At 53.2% G+C, this 20,083-nt stretch carries 17 protein-coding genes and 1 pseudogene; 3 read left to right on the top strand and 15 right to left on the bottom strand.

Annotation, left to right across the window (positions count from 1 at the left end):
- Positions 1 to 171: 171 nt before the first annotated feature.
- The gene (locus ACI2KS_RS22750; protein ID WP_404623258.1) at positions 172 to 360 is read left to right on the top strand and encodes a hypothetical protein; all 189 of its coding nucleotides are present in this window, start codon (positions 172 to 174) and stop codon (positions 358 to 360) included.
- Positions 361 to 3,783 carry a hypothetical protein gene (locus ACI2KS_RS22745; protein ID WP_404623257.1) on the top strand — a complete coding sequence of 1,141 codons (3,423 nt, stop codon included), beginning with the start codon at positions 361 to 363 and terminating at the stop codon, positions 3,781 to 3,783.
- Positions 3,784 to 3,929: 146 nt separating this feature from the next.
- On the opposite strand, the gene ACI2KS_RS22740 is transcribed toward ACI2KS_RS22745, so the two are convergent.
- Complete coding sequence (locus ACI2KS_RS22740; RefSeq protein ID WP_404623256.1) at positions 3,930 to 4,733, bottom strand: hypothetical protein; 804 nt, start codon at positions 4,731 to 4,733, stop codon at positions 3,930 to 3,932.
- A gap of 1,372 nt (positions 4,734 to 6,105) precedes the next feature.
- Here ACI2KS_RS22740 and ACI2KS_RS22735 point away from each other — a divergent pair.
- Entirely contained in the window at positions 6,106 to 6,852 is a 747-nt protein-coding gene (locus ACI2KS_RS22735; RefSeq protein WP_404623255.1) for a hypothetical protein, read from the top strand.
- A gap of 225 nt (positions 6,853 to 7,077) precedes the next feature.
- Here the strand turns inward: ACI2KS_RS22735 and ACI2KS_RS22730 are convergent, their stop codons facing one another.
- The 14 genes and pseudogenes from ACI2KS_RS22730 to rpmF form a co-directional block, all read right to left on the bottom strand.
- Positions 7,078 to 8,082 (bottom strand): GTP pyrophosphokinase family protein, encoded by a 1,005-nt coding sequence (locus tag ACI2KS_RS22730; RefSeq protein WP_404623254.1) that lies wholly within the window; start codon positions 8,080 to 8,082, stop codon positions 7,078 to 7,080.
- Positions 8,079 to 9,134, bottom strand: coding sequence for a nucleoid-associated protein (locus ACI2KS_RS22725; RefSeq protein WP_404623253.1), 1,056 nt, complete (start codon positions 9,132 to 9,134; stop codon positions 8,079 to 8,081). The genes ACI2KS_RS22730 and ACI2KS_RS22725 overlap by 4 nt, the downstream gene beginning before the upstream one ends.
- Before the next feature lie 2 nt (positions 9,135 to 9,136).
- Positions 9,137 to 9,604 (bottom strand): SLATT domain-containing protein, encoded by a 468-nt coding sequence (locus ACI2KS_RS22720; RefSeq protein WP_404623252.1) that lies wholly within the window; start codon positions 9,602 to 9,604, stop codon positions 9,137 to 9,139.
- A gap of 1,041 nt (positions 9,605 to 10,645) precedes the next feature.
- Positions 10,646 to 11,764, bottom strand: a complete 1,119-nt coding sequence (locus tag ACI2KS_RS22715; RefSeq protein ID WP_404623251.1) for a helix-turn-helix domain-containing protein — start codon at positions 11,762 to 11,764, stop codon at positions 10,646 to 10,648.
- A complete protein-coding gene (locus ACI2KS_RS22710; protein ID WP_404623250.1) occupies positions 11,761 to 12,261 on the bottom strand; it encodes a hypothetical protein in 501 nt (166 codons plus the stop codon). The genes ACI2KS_RS22715 and ACI2KS_RS22710 overlap by 4 nt, the downstream gene beginning before the upstream one ends.
- A gap of 706 nt (positions 12,262 to 12,967) precedes the next feature.
- Positions 12,968 to 13,279 (bottom strand): annotated as a pseudogene (tmk, locus tag ACI2KS_RS22705) (dTMP kinase); the annotation flags it as partial.
- A 19-nt stretch (positions 13,280 to 13,298) separates the two neighbouring features.
- Positions 13,299 to 14,549, bottom strand: coding sequence for an endolytic transglycosylase MltG (gene mltG, locus ACI2KS_RS22700; RefSeq protein WP_404623249.1), 1,251 nt, complete (start codon positions 14,547 to 14,549; stop codon positions 13,299 to 13,301).
- Positions 14,550 to 14,552: 3 nt separating this feature from the next.
- Complete coding sequence (pabC, locus tag ACI2KS_RS22695) at positions 14,553 to 15,371, bottom strand: aminodeoxychorismate lyase (protein ID WP_404623248.1); 819 nt, start codon at positions 15,369 to 15,371, stop codon at positions 14,553 to 14,555.
- Positions 15,368 to 16,612 (bottom strand): beta-ketoacyl-ACP synthase II, encoded by a 1,245-nt coding sequence (fabF, locus tag ACI2KS_RS22690; RefSeq protein ID WP_404623247.1) that lies wholly within the window; start codon positions 16,610 to 16,612, stop codon positions 15,368 to 15,370. The genes pabC and fabF overlap by 4 nt, the downstream gene beginning before the upstream one ends.
- A gap of 107 nt (positions 16,613 to 16,719) precedes the next feature.
- Positions 16,720 to 16,956: an acyl carrier protein gene (acpP, locus tag ACI2KS_RS22685; protein ID WP_081567453.1), complete on the bottom strand. Its 237-nt coding sequence runs from the start codon at positions 16,954 to 16,956 to the stop codon at positions 16,720 to 16,722.
- Positions 16,957 to 17,143: 187 nt separating this feature from the next.
- Positions 17,144 to 17,881, bottom strand: coding sequence for a 3-oxoacyl-ACP reductase FabG (fabG, locus tag ACI2KS_RS22680; RefSeq protein WP_404623246.1), 738 nt, complete (start codon positions 17,879 to 17,881; stop codon positions 17,144 to 17,146).
- Positions 17,882 to 17,895: 14 nt separating this feature from the next.
- Complete coding sequence (gene fabD / locus ACI2KS_RS22675) at positions 17,896 to 18,834, bottom strand: ACP S-malonyltransferase (RefSeq protein ID WP_404623245.1); 939 nt, start codon at positions 18,832 to 18,834, stop codon at positions 17,896 to 17,898.
- Between the two features lie 130 nt (positions 18,835 to 18,964).
- Entirely contained in the window at positions 18,965 to 19,972 is a 1,008-nt protein-coding gene (plsX, locus tag ACI2KS_RS22670) for a phosphate acyltransferase PlsX (protein ID WP_404623244.1), read from the bottom strand.
- 4 nt (positions 19,973 to 19,976) lie between these two features.
- The gene (rpmF, locus tag ACI2KS_RS22665) at positions 19,977 to 20,081 is read right to left on the bottom strand and encodes a 50S ribosomal protein L32 (protein ID WP_404623352.1); all 105 of its coding nucleotides are present in this window, start codon (positions 20,079 to 20,081) and stop codon (positions 19,977 to 19,979) included.
- Positions 20,082 to 20,083: the final 2 nt, after the last annotated feature.

Genomic DNA, 20,083 nt, shown 5'->3' with positions numbered 1-20,083 from the left:
CGGGATGGTTGAAAAATCATCTCGGCGTTTTGCGTTAGGGCGGTTCTGCATCAAAATTTCCTAACTCCCATCGTGCGGCTCTATGGTGCTCAGCGCCGTCAATGCCGCGTGGCAGATTGCTATTCTGTCAGTTACGATTAGGGTCCGAACAATGCCTGGAGGCGCACCGCAATGAGTTTTTCCCTAGCTGAAAACCCCGAGCTGGTCCTAGGTGGTGCATTGCTGCTGTGTCTGGTAGTCGTCATAAGCTTCAAATTCGTCAAAAAAAGAAATGTGAACGTCAAAGCAGATAATGGCTCGGCGGCTGTTAATGGTAAAAATAACGGCAATATCACGATAAATCATAATAAAGAGAAGTAATTGTTGAATTTCAGGGATCTCTATAAACGCTTCACAGGAAAAGTGACGGTCACGAGCGTTTTAGCGCAAAAAACGAGTGTTGCTATAAACGGCCCGAATTTCGGCACAGTGACTATTAATGACCTCGACACGATTGCTGAGGCCGTCACTAAATCAAACGCGATACAGCACGCGGCAAAAGCGCAAGGTGTCGCGGGCGATCTCCTGACCGAATTTGATCGCCAAGTAGATCACTATCGGGAACAGATGAACTCCGGGGCGATCAATTTCGCCTTGAAGTCATTTGAAAAACTGTTCGCTGACCAAAATGAAAAGCTCAGTGATCTGCTCAGGTTTCGCATTAAGGCTAACATCGCTATATGCCACTATCAGCTTGGTAACATCGCTAAAGCACCAAATCTTCTCTTAGAAGCCTGTACGTATGCCCCTGAAGACAAACGTGCAATCGCTAACAAAGCGCTTGCATACATCCTCCAGAACGATTCTGACAAAGCATTGGCATACGGAAATGAGAAAATCATAGAGTATCCCGACAACGAACTGCTCGCAGGTTTTCTGTTACAGGCCACACGTATAAAATATCAATACGAAGACTCGTTTGTCGACCCGTTTGACCAGTTCAACGAAAGGCTTCAGTTGGACCCATCCGTTCGTTTGGCGCACATTCATTTGCTTGCCTCGCGACGGGTTGAAGGATGGAGGGCGATGGCCCACAACTTCCTAAATGAATATCCCAACGATGCACAGGCCAAAAATCTCATAGCCATCGGCATTCTTCACCACTACGTAGAAAACCGTCAAAGCGCTAATGGCTTCACATTCACACATGATGAAGTTGAAGAATTAAAACTGGCCGCGCAATATATAGATCTGGAGTGGCAGGAATTCAAACCAAGCGATAGAGTTGCGCAGGCCAACGACCTTCAAAACATCCAAAACCTGTTAATACTCTACAAGCTTACAGGTGATGTAAACTCGCTAATTAGAGAATGCGCCTACGTACTTTCCGAACTAACTGACGACCAAGAAGTTATAGAAACCACTGCGCGCAGTTTAATTGATCTCAAGGAAGCAGAATTATTTGAGCAAGCCGTTCAAAAAGTCGCAGATCCATCGAATGCAAAAAAGCTGAGATTTCTAAACAAGTTAGCGAACAAAGACTGGCACGGCCTCAGCAACACTCAGGACTACAGCCTCGAAAAATTTGATGACACTTTTGCGAGTCATGCAAAAATCGTAGTGTATATCGCACGGGCATTCCTCGGCCAAGCACGGGGAAAAGAGCAGTTAGAAAATTTACTTTCACACCACGAACTAGACAGTCGCGGGCGGTTATTACTCTTCGAATTTTCAACTGCAAGCCAAATCGTATCTATCGCTAAGATGGCACATTTTTACGGGCACGGTCGAGTAAATGAAAATACCGAGTCCATTGAGTTTTTTCACTACATGAAGCTCGTACGTTTCCTGATGGCATGGCAGGAAATTGTCTTTCGCCTGGAATTCCACCCGGCCGCGAGTGAAAATTATGAGCTGAAACACATGCTCGCATTAGGTTTTCTAAACGAACATCCACTTACAGCAGAAGCTGTAGTTTTTTTTGAGAAATACATTATCCCCAATCCTGATGGCTTCGAACTGCTAGCCGGAGTCTTTTATTTCAAGAGAAATGACTTTGCTCGTTCTATCCCGTTGGTTGAAAAATATCTGAATGAGGGCGGGAAGGACCTGTTTTCTTTTATCGTGCTCTGTGACATTGCTCAACTAAGCAATAATGCCCCGGAACTGGCGAAGATCTTCAATACGTACGACCTCAGCTCAATGGAAGGCAATCCCGAGCAGCGCATACATGTGGCCAAGCTACGGGCCTCCATTGGCAACGGGGCCGACGCCCTAGCGGAAGCCTATAATATATTGCAGGAGCATCCTGATTCGGCTCCCGTAGCGTTAGGCTTCTTCAGCACCTTCCTCATGGTCGAGAAGGGTGAGATCTTGGATGCCATCAGTGTCGTCGAGAACGAATACTACTACCGACTGGTCCCCTCGGAAGGAGAACCGATTGAAAAAATCGTCGATCCCAACACTGAGAATCTATTGGGACTCTCTCCGGAAAAAGTTGATTTCTTTACTCAGCGAGTCTGGCGGCAAGGGGTCGGCTACGAGTTTACTCAGGAGAAACTTCAAGGGGATATCGTATGGAGGGTTGATGAAATAAAACATCCCTACCTTCACGCATTCCATCAGATTTGCAAAAACTATGAAACTCAGTTCCCCAGCGCAGGCGGATTGTGGGCCCTGCGGGTGGAAGACGGTAATATTGAATCACTATTGGCGCTTATGCAGCGGCAGGCCGCGCAAGACGACTCCATATTTGGTGAGATTCTTGATAAGCATATGCCTCTCGAAATTGCCTCAGGTTTAAGTAAGAAAAATATCTTCGACCTTTACGATCTGGTTCGGTCTAGAGGCGGGATGATCAACACCTGCGCAGGTACAAAAGAAGAAAGACTCAGTGCCATGCAGCTTATAGAGAGCTATCGAGGTAGGCCAGCGCTCCTAGATACCTACACGGCAAAGGTCGCGGTTGAGCTTGAGATATTGGATGCTCTGAAAGCGTTTTTTGGCAATATCCTGATCGCCCATAGCACCATACAGACATTACAAATGATGGCTGTTGACAAGGCAGATTTTCTTAACGCGGCAACTCCAGGCAATCCTCATATTTTGCACGCTATAAACAAGCTTCAGGAAACTTGCGATATCGTCGAATTCAATTTCCCTCGGTCACCCGATGAACTAACTGAAAAACTGATTGAAATTAATTCAGGTGGTATTGCTCCGTACTTCATCGCTGAAGCGCAGGAAGCGCTGTTCATATCAGAAGACTTGTATTCGAGAGAGTTCGCTGCCCACATTTACAAGGTTGCAGACAGCGCCTGGCTTCAGGTAGTGGTAAACGTGCTGATACAGCAAGGGCTGATCACAAGGGAATTCTATGCACGCACCGTCCTAGGCTTAGCGGAACGTAAGCATAGCTCTGTCTCAGTTGGATTCATGCTGCTTGAGGATATTTATCAAAATGACGCGACAGCCGACTTGGCCCACCTATCGCACCTACGCGATTTCATTGGTGGTCCCCAAGCTGAGCTTGAGAGCCACTATCAGCTGATCCTTCAGTTTATTTTGACTCGGTGGGTGATCGACTACAATCCAAACTACGATCTTGCGCTGGAGCATATGCTTCTACTAAGCCACGGGGATGCATTTCCATCTGCTAAAGCGAAGAAAGCAACCTCAATGTTGTTAGATAAGCTAATCGCAATACCTGGCGGACGGCAAAAATTGCGTGATCTCGCAGACTTTCCAGTGCTGAGATTAAAAGAGTTTATAATCGGTTGGTGGCAAGGTCATTTTTATAAGTGATGGCCTTAGCCGGGATCTGCCACCGGTGATGGGTACACGTTCTGCTCATGTTGCTGCCAGAGCTGTGAGGCATACCGCCCACTTCAAGCTGTGTGTAGACCTGCGGCTGATCGAAGGGTCGGTCCAGCTGCGACCTCGAACCGCCCCTACGTACTCATGTGGGCGATAATAGCGTCCATCAGATTTTTTACCGGCTGCACGCGAGCGGCGTGTGCTTCTTTCTCTCGGTTATGCCACCCGAGAAACACACCTTCCAGGCGGCATTTCCACCTAAAAGCCCCGTGTGATTCAATGTCAGCAAGCACTTCAAATATTGGTCCTCCGCTTGTGCCGCTGAAGCATGGGGGATTAGTGCGCTTCTTATTTGTATCAATTGCGCGCTTTTTGTCGAAGCGGAAGCCAACAGCATTAGCAATGTGTGACTTGGCAGCAGGAGTCTCAATTCGTTCGGTGAAGCTCGTTCCATGAGTAACGATTTGGGTTTGGTTAAGGCGCGGGTTCAGTCCATTTTTTGAGCCTGGATACCCCACAGCGACCCAAAGCCCAATTGGAGTGTAGTGAGGCACAAGGTCATCGAGAGGGACGAATTTCATTCGTTCAATCTTAGCCCTGATAAACCAACTCTCAGGCAGAAGTGCTACAGCGATGTCGTCCACAAGGCACCTGATGATTGGTAAGCCATTTAGCAGTGCTCCCTGGCCATTAACATTGAGGCCAAACTGTCGTTTAGGATCTAGTTCCTCGAAGACATGGGCCGCGGATACCAAAAAACAATGCCCTCTCCGGATTGCGAAAAAACTGGACCCGATAAGATCAGCAGCTCCAGTAATTTTGCCACTCTCGCTGACCTGCTGGATGAACATCGGAGCCGTACACTGACCCCACTTTCTGATCACGTTATCGACGTGTTCTAAGAAATTATCTTCTGTGAAAGGCAAATAAACCGACATGATTTTCCCTTTTATAGGCCGAATAGCTTACTGGATTGGCTATTATCGCCTTAGCGAAAAGCGAAAAGCGAAAACGGCAGACTGTATTAATATACAGTGAAGGCTGTTGGCTATTCAACGAAGGGACAGCACGTTCCAAATGCGAGCGTGGAGCACTTTAAAGCGCGCAGATCCAGAAATCTCGTGTCTTCATCATGTCGAACTCCGATCTCCCGACCAAGCATTAGCGACCGCCCCGTGGGCAGTTTCGGCGAAGCCGGTATCTTCGCCTCTTTGGAGAACGTCGGCTTCGGGCCAGGAATGTGCGATTTGATACAGATTTGCGAGCAACCCGAATCACCCTACCCGCCTGATTTTCTATTCACTCTGGGCATTTTTAGCCAACCACTATCAATGAAAAATCCTTACCAACCGCACAGTGGCAATTCCATGTTCCATGACAGTCGCGCCCAAGCGAGACTGCTCAAAAGGGGCAATCCCTTGGCGGTCTAAAGCAGATGCGTTTTATATCTGATCTAACCGGAAGGTGCACACCAGAGCCTTTTTGAGCATCGGCACAAACGTCCCGACCATCCCCTAGTGTCCTGTTGGGTAATACGTTTACTTTTTGACGAGTGCCTGAGGCTGCACGGCAAAGCGCTACGACGTGTCATAGCAGGGTTACGGCGAGGAGTAGCAACGCAGGGGGCAGCTTCAGGTGCCGTCAAAATGAAACAGCTTATTACCCAAACAGGACACTGGCTGCGGATTCCATGACCATCCGGATACTGATTCCACGCTGAGACGGCTCAGCCCACCCTTCTATCACTAAGGCCGGGATCCTAGGACTTCCCATGCCTCGGAAGGTATGGATAATCCCTTGCTGCCACTAGTCACAACTCCAGAGAACAATGGGCACACTGAATATGTGACCGAGCAGCTATCTGTCTAGCGGATAGATCTTGTTGTATCTTTCGAACCAGAAAAAAATGTGCGCCTACTTGGATGCCTAAAGCCCGCTTTGCGCCACCTAACCTAAAACGATAAGCAGTTTCGTATTGATCAAGCTTCAATACCAGCCAACGTTGTTGAGCTTCTGGAGCGCGTGTAGAAATTTCTTGAGAGTGATGTCGCGGGCGTCGTTTGCCCTTCCCGCCTTTTCCACCAGTCCCCGTGGACATCTTAGTTAAGTCAGCCCAGGTTTCCTTGGCGTACCCACCTGGCCTCTTCTGCGAAGCAGTACCGGCAGCGCAAGCGCTCAAGGCTCCATGGTGAATTTAATTTATGGAGTTCCGTACGAGTAAAAGTACCCTATCCTCGCTGCCGCAATAACAGGTTATGCGGTATCATTGGATTGATATTTTCGATCTTCAAAAATACATGAGTAACGACTATGGCAGATCTTGGTTTTTTATTTAGCGTTGCGCTTTTTGAACTAACCTCATCTATTTCGACTATGAAAATGCTTGCCCAGCAGGCAGAAAATAATGTGCAGTTTGCAATGAAAGCAGCGAACGAACCTGGTGCGATTCTGACAGGGGAATTTGAAGAGGAGGTGCAGGACGAGAGTGGAGTGACTTATCTACGCACTCGAACATACTACTCATGCGGGTCGTGTGTCGGATACGACGAAGAGGTCAGAGAAGAATACAAAATGCTGATAGCTGCACTGACACGCCGATCAGCTTTCCTTACAATGTTCGGCCTGTTTGAGCATCGCATAAGTGGCTGCCTGGACTTGATGATAAGCCTCACCAACTTTGGTGGAGACTTGGAGTACAAAGGGCCGATTGAAAAAACCGACACCATACTAAAGAAAGGATTTAATGCAAGAGATATAGATGACGTTGATCACTTGACGATAATCAGAAACATTATGGCCCACAATGATGGGATGGCCACTAAATATCACGAAATCCGCTGTAAAGAAGGAAAGAAAACTACGTTTGAAAAGAGGTTAATCAAAGCAATTGAAAGGACTCAGGGGATAGAAGTAAATATTTTCAACGGTATCATCGTCGATGAGCAATTCCTTACATACGTGGTAAGTGAATTTAGTCGCTACGCTAATGCACTGGAGCACACAATCCAGAAGCACAACCGTCCACCGCCTCTCCATCAGCGTTCGGCAATGGAATAGTACGGCAAAGGTGAACATGAGTGGTCGCGAATAGCTTAGTGAGACTGCAATGGCTTGTGGCGTCAAAGCACGGTGACTGAAGACTGGAGCAGACATTGCCCTAACTAACTCGCGCCTGCTATTGGTCGTTTGCAGTCCGGTATAGCTTTCAGCTACGGGTCAACATAGACGCTGACTTACCTGCGGCTTACGACCAAAACGGGCCAATGCTTAAATGTGCCTTGTTCAATCCCGCTCCCATCGCGGAACTACTGCCATATCATAGCAAATGCGCTGAAGGATCTCGTTGCTCTCTTCCCACGCGTCACAAAGACCGTTGTGCTTATATTTAGCCAGGAAGTAGACAAAAGGGATGACCTCCAGCCCAAAAATGGGGTTTATCATCCTATTATCGGCAATAAATTTTTTGAGACTCGGCGCATATTTTCGACCGAATCTTTCATAGTCCTCTACAAAGTGATCATCTCGCAGATGCATAAAACGGTCGATGATATAATCGTTAGATCGCGTATCTTCAGAAAAAACACTGTCTGAGAGATAATTTCGATTGGCTTCTTTGATCGTGGATTTTATTGCATCAAGTTTGCTCTGCGATACTACCGAGGTCTTTCGAGCACGAAGCATCATATCATCCGTGGTCTCCATCAATGCCATGCTTTTAGCAAAGAGACGATGGACCTCCGGATCATTCGTTATGTTGGATTTGTAAAGCGTGTCATGACTCAACTCTGCGTAAGCGTGTTGGAGAAGGGTGCGAATTTGTATTTCGCATTTAGTATGGGGTGGAATATCAACGCCACCGAAGCTTATGGCTTCCATGCTCTCGATTACAAAATGCGCTGATTGATAATCAAAAATTCGCGGATCACTGATTTTCCATTGATCAAATTCCCTGCTCATTTGTGCATGCCATGCTGGCGTGTCGCTTATTATTTCCGACAAACGCTGAATTTGGTCGGTCAGACCCATCACGAATCTAACGCCAACCTTATCTACGATATCATTGTAGATATCTGGAAACCAACCCTCATTCAAGACAAATGCTTTTGCGATCAGCGAGGTTTCGCTTTTCATGCGCAACGTCGGGGGGATCTTCACCCAATCCTTATATTTATCCTCGCCAAGCTCACCTACAAGCGCACTATTCAGGGTAGAGATGACGAACTCACCCCACGCCTCCAAACGTGGGGACTCTTCTCTAAATTTTCGTAGGTACTCTTCTTCGTTCATCTATCCTGACTCTCTAGTAGCCCTCCGATGGTAATGTAAGTCTCATCAGTAGAGCAGCCTGTTATCACAACTTTATCAGACTTTTCAGAAGGCGCAATTATTTTAATGCCCCCTGTAAAATTATATTTTCTAAAGCGAAGCTTATTGGAGAGCAGTTTTGTATCTTTGACTACCGCAGACTCCGGAAACTCTTTCCGCGCCATGTAGTTGGAGAAATCATCTATTTCGGTCCCGGCCAAGAACCTTTGCCCAAACTCGAATGTTTCGATTGTTGGTGATTTGTCCAGCTTCAGGTAGGAATACAGTGCATTTTGCAGGTCCACTTTGCGCACTGGATCCTTCACAGTATTCTCAATGAATTCGCTTGTGAAGGTGTAAAACTCACGCGTACGCTGCACTGCGTTGTCAGGAATCATGAGCCCCAGGAAGTCATCGTAGAAATATTTAGCCGCTTGTCTATCATCACTGGATTTTATATTACTGTCAAAAACGTGCGCCTCTAACACAGAGCCAGAATCGTCTATAGTAGCAGTCTGATAGAACACTCCTATCTTATAGAGCTTTGTTTGAGGCGTGAGTATCAAACTACTCAGGAAATCCAAAGTGATCTTCCCTTCGTCAACCCTTTCCATGAAGCCAGCTTGCTGTTCTGCCTTAATTATTACGATACACGGTATTGAGTCGGTGCCCAGCGTTCCAGAGATGATAACAAGAGTCCCTCCAGGCCAACGCTGGCTTTTGTGAATAGCGGTGTGGTGCAGAGCAATGGCTGTCGACAAGGTGACAAATTCCGCATCATTTGCAGCTAGGAGTTTTTTTGCATACTCGTAGCAACTTGATGGGGCTTTATCTTTCACGGCCATCGCCAATGACCCTGCACCTACCGCTAGAGCCCGTGAAACCCTATCCTGAAGAAGTTTTTTCCCTGATTCATCTAACGCTGCTAAAACTGAACTCAGCGTCGGCGGGGTCGGCTGGTTCTTTTGGGATGGCTTATGTACGTTGTGCAAAACAATTCGTGAAAATTCCAACGTATTAAATATTTCCGACATTTTCAGCTCATCCTTTTCAAAGCTTTGTCGTAGACGCTTTTAGCCACGCTTGGGCTCTCTTTAGCTAAGTTGCCAATCGCGATCTCAACCCGCTTCAAACTAAGATCAGCTGCCTCATCACCTGAAACGCCCGCTAATTCGAGCGTCCTCCTGACATCGCCAAATCCGGCAGCGGCCACACGATGACGGTTAGCCTTTTCCTCCAATTTTAGAAAAGTTTGGAGTGCAGTAAAAACTGTCACGGAAAGAGTCACGAGCCCTAAAATCAGTTTATCGTTATCTTTTAACTCCGCAAGAATCGACGTTGCACCGGAAATAGAAGTGATTACGATCACTAGTATTCCCAGCCATTTGTGCTGACTGTCTAGTTTCTCAGCCATCAGGTGATGTGACAGCTGTGACTCTCGGACGCGTTTCAGCCAGCGATCAAGCAGTTCCTTTTTAGACGTAGGATTCGTGTGGGTGGTCATGCGTAAAATCTCTGAACTTCGTAGGCTGATGTAATGGGCACATGACCAGGAGTCTTGGCTCAACAAGCTTGCTTTCAGGAAATTTGGACGCAGGTGTTGCCCGAGCGTCCATGCTGCCTAGGCCAGTAAAGCTAGCAGAGTAGATGGCTATCGGCCATAAAAATGGATACCTGCAAGCTCGCATCTATTAACATTCACTAACGCCTTGGGGTACTCAGTGCTTGGGCGGTGCTCGCTTGATTGACGCCTGCACCCTATCTGATGGTGGCGCTTAGCTATGTGCAAAGGCGTCGGTCGGGAAAGGCAACGACCCTTCATGAGCGCTGGAAGACGCTGTAGGAGACGTATGAGGCCGCCAAAGTGCTTAGTTGCGAAGGGACCACCTCCGCCCCTAAGGCTCAACCTGAGCGATGCCGATGCCGATGCCGCTGCCTAGAAAACAGGCTCTGAATGAGCCGGACACCCGAAAGTCTCCCCAGCTTCATTCACCCGGTCCGCGTTGAACCGAGCGTTTGGAGTACATATGTTCTCTTCCAGCCCCACCCTCCCGCTCAGCTGAAACACAGGCAGGCAAACACGCGTCATATGACGTAGCTGGCAATTGCTTGGGCTGATAGTGCTGGTTGGATGGTCCAACAGATGGGTTACCATCGAGCTGATGCGCTCGACGCCACTTGTACCGTTCCATCAGGAACCGGCCAATATCCTTTTACGCTAGAGCAGCGCTCATATAGCCACCGTCACTATCCATGCGGTTTTCAGGCTGCGAAATATCCACTCCATCGGGGCATTATCATGGCAGTTGCTGCGCCGACTCATGCTCTACGTGGAGCGGTATTCGTCTGTTGGGTTTGCGTAGCCTGGATCAGCGTTTCGCAGTCATCGCATGTGTAAAGCGATCAATCCCCCCTTGGGCCGGTTCATGCCATGAGCCCCTGCGAACTCTGATCACCAGCAGACAGCCCACAACCCCCCCAGTGGCTGACTGCACGCCAAAAGGCGTGCCTCGCTACTGGCGGCTGCATAAAACCTGGCAGAGGCTCATTTACGGCCCGAGACGAGCCTCAGCTCAGGCGGGCGTCCACCTCCGCCAAGTACAGGGCCTAAATCTGACCTCGACACCATGACCGGAGCCAAACCGAAGAGGTTTGCAGCCAGATCACCTGGGTCAACATTTAGCTCCGTCGCTATGCTCTGAAGTGATACGCCCTTCTCCCGAGACTGGTTCAGAACTTTTTGAAGCACCTGAGACGTTTCCCGTGGTGACGGATCAATCTCTTTGGTCCGAGCCCCCAGGTTCGAGAACGCAATGCACAGGTCTCGATACACCCACTCAGTCAATATGCCGACTTTGTGAAGCCGGTAAGTCAACGCCATCGCAGAGACATTCCAATACTTCTTGGCTTTCAGTATGCCAGCAGTCGATCTGCAACCACTTGCGTACGCCAGAATGCTGTCGTGTGGCATGAGCAGAGCCGACGCAAACGCGTTGGCCTCAGCCTCAACCTCCTTGCCCTTGTTCTCACCGTGCCTGTGCAGGACTAGGTGACCCAGCTCGTGAGCGGCATCGAAACGGCTCGCTTCACTCGATTTTTGAGTGTTCAGAAAAACGAATGGCGTCGTCCCGCGCCTCCAGCACGAGAACGCATTGACCTGCTTGGTCTCCTCGGCCAATGAAAAGACACGTATGCCCTTGGACTCAAGCAGGTGAACCAGATTTTTTATCGGCCTGTCGCCTAGCATCCATTCTGCACGCACAACCATCGCGGCAGCCTCAGGATCCATACCAGAGCAATCAGGCACTTCCGCTTTGGGAATGTTGAATCGGACATCAATCCAGTCAGCAAGGAGATACGCGATCCCCCCAGCAGCCAGCGCGCCGTCACGCTGACCTGATGTCATGCGCGAAAACGAGCGAAAGCTAGCGTTCGTATCCGTGGGTGCCTCAATATCATGGCCGGTGAAAAAGCCGACAGGGAACTGCAAGGCCGTCGAAAGCCGCCCAAGACTCTCAGACGTAGGCTCCTGCGTGCCAGTTTCATAAAGGGTCACGAGCTTACTACTGAGCCCAGAGAGGTCGGCGAGCAATTTCTTGGTCAGGCCCCGGCGCTGTCTTGCAAGGATTAGCCGGGATGGGTTGAAATCGCTCAATTCGGTCATGTCTTCGGGGTCACGGGGATTTCTATGTCTGGGCTCGAATCGGGGCTAGGAAAATCGTTAGATTCATCCACTTCCAGCGGCGGCATGATAAAGCGCGGCTCCCATCCGTCAACTCTTTCATTTTCGCCCATGTTAACTGGCCGGGAAAGCTCGTAGTGAACGACTCGGTTCGGTACATCCACGTGGAACAGCAAAATCCAAAGAGTCTGCTGAGGATCGCTGCCTGGGGTAAACCGCTGTAATTCTTCAAGAGCTACGGGGAACAGGTCCTCTTGCTTAGCGTTGTACGCGACACTCTTAGTCGTCTGCCGACCGCGTTTGTTCCTCGTCTGGGGGGTTCTATTTGGGTTGCCAGTGTTCTCGTCACCACACATCAGCGTGATTGCATGCTTCCCATCCGGGGAAACGATGCGCGGTTGGTTATTTGGGTCGTGCAACGTCCAGCCCTTGGGCAACGCGACAGACCGTAATGCCCGGATACCTTGAATCCAGGCCATGGTCCCACCAGATCCCTTCGGATGAAGAGGGCCCGCGCTAATAAACGCGCGGAAGCACTCCAAGATTGTCGTCCTAAGATCCTGCTCCGTAACGCCGAGCAGTCCCTCAATCGCCTTGTGGGGCGGCATGGCTTGAAACGCAAAATCATTGCTGAGCATTGGAGGACGACCTCGGGACATTTCTGGTTATTCTACATCAAACGATGTCGAAAAAAAGGAAATGATGATGGTTAGCGCTATCTGCCGATTACCGTTAGACGTAGGTGGTGCTTTTGGGGGCATTCACGCAGCGGACACGGATTGGGGACCGACCCAAGCGGGACTTCGACAGTTGGCTGGCTCGAAGGAAGGGCTAATTCGTGAAACCGAAAATCTGGAAGCCAGCCATGGCCCCTCAGTGGGGGTGCTAGGACTAGGAGGCTGTGGTCACGCTGGAGGTTCAACCCACAGTCATATGCCATGAAAGCCAGGATGTTTACATCCTGGAGGTAAAACCGGGTGGGAAATGACTGGAATGGATGCCGAATAGGTTTACATCGTGGCTGCGGCCTCGTAGTGAAACCGGCTTGTTTACGTGACAGCGCAGAGTCTGGCTTTTTGTGTAACAAAAACCGCTGGCGCAGCCCCTGATAGTGCTTATTTTAAGGGGTGATCATGCATGCAGAGCTATTTGGGGAGTTTTCACTCGATGTTTACGTTTGGGGCAAAAGGATTCTAGCGCATCGGTGAAGCGGTCGCACAAGACCACAGCGCCGCGAGCCAGCGCCGGGCGAATCACGCCGGCCAGATGCTGCGCGCGGGCGGCGAATACCAGCAACAGCTCGGTATCGGCGTCCATGGTCTCATCGCTGGGTGCCAGCAGCAGTTCGCGAATACGCTCGGCCAGCGGTGTGCCGCCGGGCTCGCGAGTCAGTACCACGTCGATGCCATGGCCGCGTAAACGCTCGGCAAGGTACTCGCGGTTGGTGCTCTTGCCCGCGCCCTCGGGACCTTCCAGGGTAATAAACAAACCAGTCACAGGCAGTCCTTAATCAGATTCATTGCGGGCTCGGTTCGCCCTTTTTCTCGGCCTTGTCAGTGGCCTCGGCCGGCACTGCCTGCGGCTCGACGGCTGGCTGCTCAGGCGCTTTTCGTTGCGGCACAGCCTGCTCGCTGGAAGACGGCGCAGAGGTTGAAGGCTGCGCGGCCGACCCGGTTTCCACCGCCGGCTTTTCGGCAGCCGGCAGTGGATCGACACCCGGGGTGGGCACAATCACAGGCGCCGGACTGGAACGGTAATCGGCACGGCGCTTGAGCTGGAATTCCTTGACCGCCGCGTTGTGCGCGTCCAGATCGGCAGAAAAAACATGACTGCCATCGCCACGCGCCACGAAATACAGGCTGTTACCCGAAACCGGGTTCATCGCTGCATGGATCGCCTCGCGACCGACCATCGCAATCGGCGTAGGCGGCAGACCGGAGATCACGTAAGTGTTGTAAGGCGTGGCCTCTTTGAGGAACGCTCGGGTAATCTTGCCGTTGTAGCGCTCGCCCAGACCGTAGATGACGGTGGGGTCAGTCTGCAGCAACATACCCTGCTGCAGACGCCGGACGAAGACGCCGGCGATTTGCCCTCGCTCCTGCGGCACGCCGGTTTCCTTTTCCACCAGCGACGCCATGATCAACGCCTGATAGGCATCGACATAGGGCACATCGGCGGCGCGCTTGTCCCATTCCTCTTCCAGCACTTCATCAAGGCGGTTGTAAGCCTGCTTGAGCAGCTCGGCGTCGGTCATCCCGCGCACGTAGCGATAGGTGTCGGGGAAAAAGCGCCCTTCGGGGAACACGTTCGGATGCCCCAGTTTTGCCATCACCTCGCTGTCGCTCAAATTGCCCAGGGTTTGCTCCAGCTTGGCCTGCTTGCCCAGCGCTGCGCGCACCTGTCGGAAATTCCAGCCTTCGACCAGCGTCAAGCTGTACTGCACGACCTCACCCTTTTGCCACATCGTCAGCAAGGATCTTGCATCCATGCCAGGCGTCAGGCGGTATTCACCGCTATGCAGGGACTGCCCGGCAAGATTGAAGCGCCAGTAGAGGCGCAACCAGAGCGCGTCCTTGATCACGCCTTCGGTTTCCAGGCGATTGAGCACACCGGTGGGCGACGAGCCGGAGGGGACGTCGAGCAGCTGCTCCTGAGTGAGTTTCAGGGGTTGTTGCAGCGCGTTGTTCTGCTGCCAGAAAGCCAGACCCAGTAACAGCCCCGCCAGAACCACACCTGTTTCCAGCAAGACAAAAAATTTTCGGATCACGAATCAGATATCCAGAAGCCCGCGAACAAGGTTTTGCAGTTTACGGGTGACAGGCCCTACCGGCCAGTTCAGTCGTTCGACGCCGAGCACCGGCCAGATGCCATAGACGCTGTTGCAGACGAATACTTCATCGGCTTTTTGCAGGTCGGACATCTGCAAATCCAGCGCCCGTGCCGGCATGTTGCCCTGCTCGGCCATGGCCAGCAACTCGGCGCGCATGACACCGGCCACGCCACAGCGGCTGAGGTCCGGGGTCAGCAGCACCCCGGCCTTGACCAGGAACAGGTTGCTGGAGACCGCCTCTACCAACCGGCCGCTGGTATCGCGCATCAAACCTTCGGCGTGTTCGGTATCGTGCCACTCACTGCGGGCAATGACCTGTTCCAGGCGATTGAGGTGCTTGAGCCCGGCCAACAGCGGCTGTTCGGCCAAGCGCGTGCGACAGGCAAAAAGACGAATGCCATGTTCGGCATTCGTCTTCGGGTAAAGCGGCAGTGGACTGCCCTGCAGGATGCGCCTGGACTGCGCGTCGGCAGCGGGCGCATAACCGCGCTGACCATCGCCGCGGGTGACGATCAGCTTCATCACGCCTTCGCCCATTTGCGCGGCAAACGCCCTGCACTCGCTTTCGATCTGCGCCAGATCAAGTGGCAATGCCAGACGTCGAGCGCCCAGTGCGAGGCGCTGCAGATGGCGCTCGAACAGCAATGGCGTAGCGGCCTTGACCCGTATGGTTTCGAAAAAACCATCCCCATAAGCCAGGCCCCGATCCTTCACGGACAGGGCCTCAGCCGGCACACCATCGATCCAGCACACTGTCATTCGGCGTACCGGCGAAACACCAGCGAGCCATTGGTGCCACCAAAACCAAACGAATTGGAAACGACGACGTCGATCGGCATCATGCGCTTCTCGTGGGGCACGAAATCCAGGTCGCAGCCTTCGCCCGGCTCGTCGAGGTTGATGGTCGGCGGTGCCACCTGATCCTTGAGCGCCAGCACGCTGAAAATCGCTTCGATGGCGCCGGCGGCGCCCAGCAAGTGGCCTGTCATCGACTTGGTCGAGCTGACCGCAAGCTTGTACGCGTGATCGCCGAATACCGACTTGATCGCGTTGACTTCCGCCAGGTCGCCCGCAGGAGTCGATGTTCCGTGGGCATTGATGTACTGCACCTGATCCGGACTGATCTTCGCGTCGCGCAAGGCATTGGTGATACAGCGCGCAGCGCCTGCGCCATCTTCCGGTGGCGAGGTCATGTGGTAGGCGTCGCCGCTCATCCCGAAGCCGATCAACTCGGCGTAGATGGTCGCACCACGGGCCCTGGCGTGTTCCAGCTCCTCGAGGACCAGCGCACCCGCGCCATCGGACAATACAAAGCCGTCACGGCCCTTGTCCCAGGGACGGCTGGCACGGGCCGGCTCGTCATTGCGGGTCGACAGCGCGCGGGAAGCGCCGAAGCCGCCCATGCCAAGACCACAGGCGGCCATTTCGGCGCCACCGGCAATCATCACGTCAGCCTCGTCATAGGCGATGTTGCGTGCGGCCATGCCGATGCAGTGGGTGCTGGTGGTGCATGCCGTCGCGATGGCGTAATTGGGTCCCTGAGCGCCCAGGTGGATCGACAGGAAACCGGAAATCATGTTGATGATCGAACCCGGCACAAAAAACGGGGAGATCTTGCCAGGCCCCTGCTCATGCAGCAGACGACTGGTGTTTTCGATGTTGGTCAGCCCGCCGATGCCCGAGCCCATCGCAACGCCGACGCGCTCACGATTGGCGTCAGTGATTTCGATACCGGCATTGCGCGCAGCCTGAAAGCTTGCCGCCAGACCGTACTGGATGAAGAGATCAAGACGGCGCGCCTCTTTGGGCGACAGATACTCTTCGACCTTGAAATCCCTGACCGAGCCGCCGAAGCGAGTCGTGTAAGCCGAAAGGTCCGTGTGTTCGATAAGGCCAATGCCACTTTTGCCAGCCAGAATGCCTTTCCAGGTACTGGACACATCGTTGCCCAATGGCGTCAGCATACCCATACCGGTGACCACGACGCGTCTACGCGACACAGGACTCTCCTTTTTTCTATTGACGAAACGCTGCCCTGCTTAAAGAAAAAACCGCACGCCTGAGGCAGTGCGGTTTTTCCATGACAGCGAGCTACGATTACAAAAGCTTACGCCTGGTGGGCAGTAACGTAATCGATAGCAGCTTGAACAGTGGTGATTTTCTCAGCTTCTTCGTCAGGGATTTCGGTCTCGAATTCCTCTTCCAGAGCCATCACCAGCTCAACGGTGTCAAGGGAGTCGGCACCCAGGTCTTCAACGAAAGAAGCAGTGTTGGTCACTTCCTCTGCCTTGACGCCAAGTTGTTCAGCAACGATTTTCTTGACGCGCTCTTCGATGGTGCTCATACCGTGTTTTAACTCCTAGTGGACAAATTCGGGCCGCTGGCCGATGGGTAAGTGTATAGAAGAGGTTTTGCGTATTTCAAGCTAAACGCAAATCCCGCTACGCCCATCGACCCTCGACCCATTAATAGATTTCAGCTTTATAACGGATTTCAGACGACCCGTAATGACATTTTTTCGCTACGGGAAGTCACATGTACATGCCGCCGTTCACGGGAATTGTAGCCCCGGTAACGTAGCCTGCACCTTCAGAGGCAAGAAAAGCGACCACATGCGCGATCTCTTCGGCCTGACCCAGACGACCCAGTGGAATCTGGGTCGTGAGGGATTCACGTTGCGCTTGCGGCAGCTCACGGGTCATGTCGGTATCGATGAACCCAGGCGTCACCGAATTCACGGTCACTGCCCGCGAACCAACTTCACGCGCCAGTGCGCGACTGAAACCTTCCAGGCCCGCTTTCGCGGCGGCATAGTTTACTTGACCGGCGTTGCCCATGGCACCCACCACCGAACCAATGCTGATGATACGGCCCCAACGCGCCTTGGTCATGCCCCGCAGAACGCCCTTGGTCAGGCGATACAGACTGTTGAGGTTGGTGTTGATGACGTCATTCCACTCGTCGTCTTTCATGCGCATCATCAGGTTGTCACGGGTGATACCGGCGTTATTGACCAGGATCAACGGTGCGCCTGCACGCTCCTGAATCTGTGCCAGCACCGCGCTGACCGATTCATCGCTGCAGACATCCAGTGCCAGGCCGAAGCCTTCAATGCCGCTTTCCTTGAGATAGGCGGTGATTTTCTCAGCGCCGGCCTCGGTCGTTGCGGTCCCCACGACGATCGCGCCGTGACGCCCCAATTCCAGCGCGATGGCCTTGCCGATGCCACGGCTCGCGCCGGTGACCAGTGCAACTTTACCCTGACTCATGCAGGTTCTCCTTATCAGGCCAGCGCCGCACGAGTGGCGGCGAAGGCATCCGGGGTATTAAGGTTGTAGGTGGTCACGCCGTCGGCGCAACGCTTGTTCAGGCCTGCCAGCACTTTGCCTGGGCCGCACTCGACCAGTTGCAGCGCGCCATTGGCCGCCAGCGCCTGGATCGATTCGACCCAGCGAACCGGCTTGTACAACTGCTGCAGCAGATCGGTCTTGAGCGTTTCCAGATCCGGAACCACACTGGCGCTGACGTTCTGTACCAGCGCAATCTCCGGCGCCTGCCACTCGATGGCGGCGATGGAGTCGGCGAAACGTTCGGCGGCCGGACGCATCAGCTCGCAGTGCGATGGCACACTCACGGGCAACGGCAATGCGCGCTTGGCACCCTTGGCCTTGCAAATTTCAATGGCGCGCTCGACTGCGGCCTTACCGCCAGCGATCACGACCTGGCCCGGCGAATTGAAATTCACTGCGCTGACGACTTCGCCCTGTGCGGCTTCGGCACAGGCTTTGATGACGTCGGCATCTTCCAGACCGAGGATAGCCGCCATGCCGCCCTGCCCCGCAGGAACGGCTTCCTGCATCAGCTGACCACGACGCTCGACCAGCTTGACCGCATCGCCCAGCGACAGGCTGCCAGCAGCGACGAGCGCGCTGTACTCACCCAGGCTGTGGCCGGCGACGAACGCCGGGCGCACGCCACCTTCTGCCAGCCATAGACGCCACAGGGCGATCGAGGCGGTCAGAATGGCCGGCTGGGTTTTGTCGGTCTGGTTGAGGGTTTCTTCCGGGCCCTGCTGGACCAAAGCCCAGAGGTCATAGCCCAACGCGTCGGAGGCTTCTTTGAACGTGTCCAGGATCAAGGGAAACTGCGCGCCCAGCTCGGCAAGCATGCCGAGGGACTGCGAGCCCTGACCAGGAAAGACGAATGCGACGGAAGCAGACATTAACGAGCCCCTGATTATTGTCGTCGAAAAGAACGTCCGGCCAGGCCGAACGCGAGGTAATTCAAAGTGTTGCGACTGGACAGTTGGATGACTGTGCGGTCATACGGGTCACATTCTAGCTCAAGACGCCCTATAGCAACTGCTCCAGACGCCCCCGAAGACGCTCCGGGAGATTCTCCTGTATCTCGATCAGGGCGCGCTGAATCGCGCTCTGAAAGCCCTGCGCGCCTGCCGACCCGTGACTCTTGACCACGATGCCCTGCAGGCCTAGGAAGCTCGCCCCGTTGTGCCGCGCCGGCGCCAGGTCGGCCTTGAGCTGCTTGAGCAACGGCATTGCCAGTGCGCCCACGGCTCGGGACAAGATATTCTGGCGAAACAATGTTTCGATTCGCTCGCCGATCATGGTCGCCAGGCCTTCGCTGGACTTGAGCAGTATGTTGCCGACAAAACCATCGCAGACCACCACGTCGGCCTCGCCACGATAGAGCCCGTCACCTTCGATGAAACCGGTGTAATTGAGCCCGGGTGCCGCTTGCAACAGGCTGGACGCCAGCTTGACCTGCTGATTGCCCTTGATGTCTTCGGTACCGACGTTGAGCAGTGCGACCCTGGGCCATACCACGCCAAGCGCTTCGGCCGCCACGCAACCCATGACCGCGAACTGATAGAGATTCTGCGCAGAGCAATCGACGTTGGCACCCAGATCCAGCAGCTGGCTGTAGCCTCGCTGGGTGGGGATGGCCGCTACCATTGCCGGACGATCAATACCCGGTAGCGTCCTGAGCACCAATCGCGACAGCGCCATCAGCGCCCCGGTGTTGCCTGCACTCACGCACGCCTGAGCCTTGCCGTCTGCCACCAGGCGCAATGCCACGCGCATTGATGAGTCCGGTTTGCCGCGCAGGGCAAGAGAGGGACGATCATCCATGGTGATGACTTCACTGGCATCGACGATCAGCAGGCGTGAGTGATCGACACCGGAATGGCGTGCGATAAGTTCTTCAAGAAGGGAGGCTTGACCGACGAGGGTCAGATGAAGCGAGGGTGTAGCGAGCAGGCAGGCAATACTGGCCTGAACAATGCTGCGGGGACCGAAGTCCCCGCCCATTGCGTCGATCGCGATGACCGGAGCGGACAAGAAATTACTCGTCAGCGCCCTTGTCGATCACTTTACGGCCACGGTATACGCCTTCTGGCGATACGTGGTGACGCAGGTGAACTTCACCGGTGGTTTTTTCTACAGACAGAG

This window comes from Pseudomonas sp. NPDC087358, assembly GCF_044900785.1.
Taxonomy (GTDB): domain Bacteria; phylum Pseudomonadota; class Gammaproteobacteria; order Pseudomonadales; family Pseudomonadaceae; genus Aquipseudomonas.
This window is presented reverse-complemented; position numbering and strand designations above follow the sequence as displayed.

Coding starts and splice junctions, on each gene's coding strand:
- ACI2KS_RS22750 (WP_404623258.1), top strand. CDS start 172: ATGAGTTTTTCCCTAGCTGAAAACCCCGAGCTGGTCCTAGGTGGTGCA.
- ACI2KS_RS22740 (WP_404623256.1), bottom strand. CDS start 4,733: ATGTCGGTTTATTTGCCTTTCACAGAAGATAATTTCTTAGAACACGTC.
- ACI2KS_RS22735 (WP_404623255.1), top strand. CDS start 6,106: ATGGCAGATCTTGGTTTTTTATTTAGCGTTGCGCTTTTTGAACTAACC.
- ACI2KS_RS22730 (WP_404623254.1), bottom strand. CDS start 8,082: ATGAACGAAGAAGAGTACCTACGAAAATTTAGAGAAGAGTCCCCACGT.
- ACI2KS_RS22725 (WP_404623253.1), bottom strand. CDS start 9,134: ATGTCGGAAATATTTAATACGTTGGAATTTTCACGAATTGTTTTGCAC.
- ACI2KS_RS22720 (WP_404623252.1), bottom strand. CDS start 9,604: ATGACCACCCACACGAATCCTACGTCTAAAAAGGAACTGCTTGATCGC.
- ACI2KS_RS22715 (WP_404623251.1), bottom strand. CDS start 11,764: ATGACCGAATTGAGCGATTTCAACCCATCCCGGCTAATCCTTGCAAGA.
- ACI2KS_RS22710 (WP_404623250.1), bottom strand. CDS start 12,261: ATGGCCTGGATTCAAGGTATCCGGGCATTACGGTCTGTCGCGTTGCCC.
- pabC (WP_404623248.1), bottom strand. CDS start 15,371: ATGACAGTGTGCTGGATCGATGGTGTGCCGGCTGAGGCCCTGTCCGTG.
- acpP (WP_081567453.1), bottom strand. CDS start 16,956: ATGAGCACCATCGAAGAGCGCGTCAAGAAAATCGTTGCTGAACAACTT.
- fabG (WP_404623246.1), bottom strand. CDS start 17,881: ATGAGTCAGGGTAAAGTTGCACTGGTCACCGGCGCGAGCCGTGGCATC.
- fabD (WP_404623245.1), bottom strand. CDS start 18,834: ATGTCTGCTTCCGTCGCATTCGTCTTTCCTGGTCAGGGCTCGCAGTCC.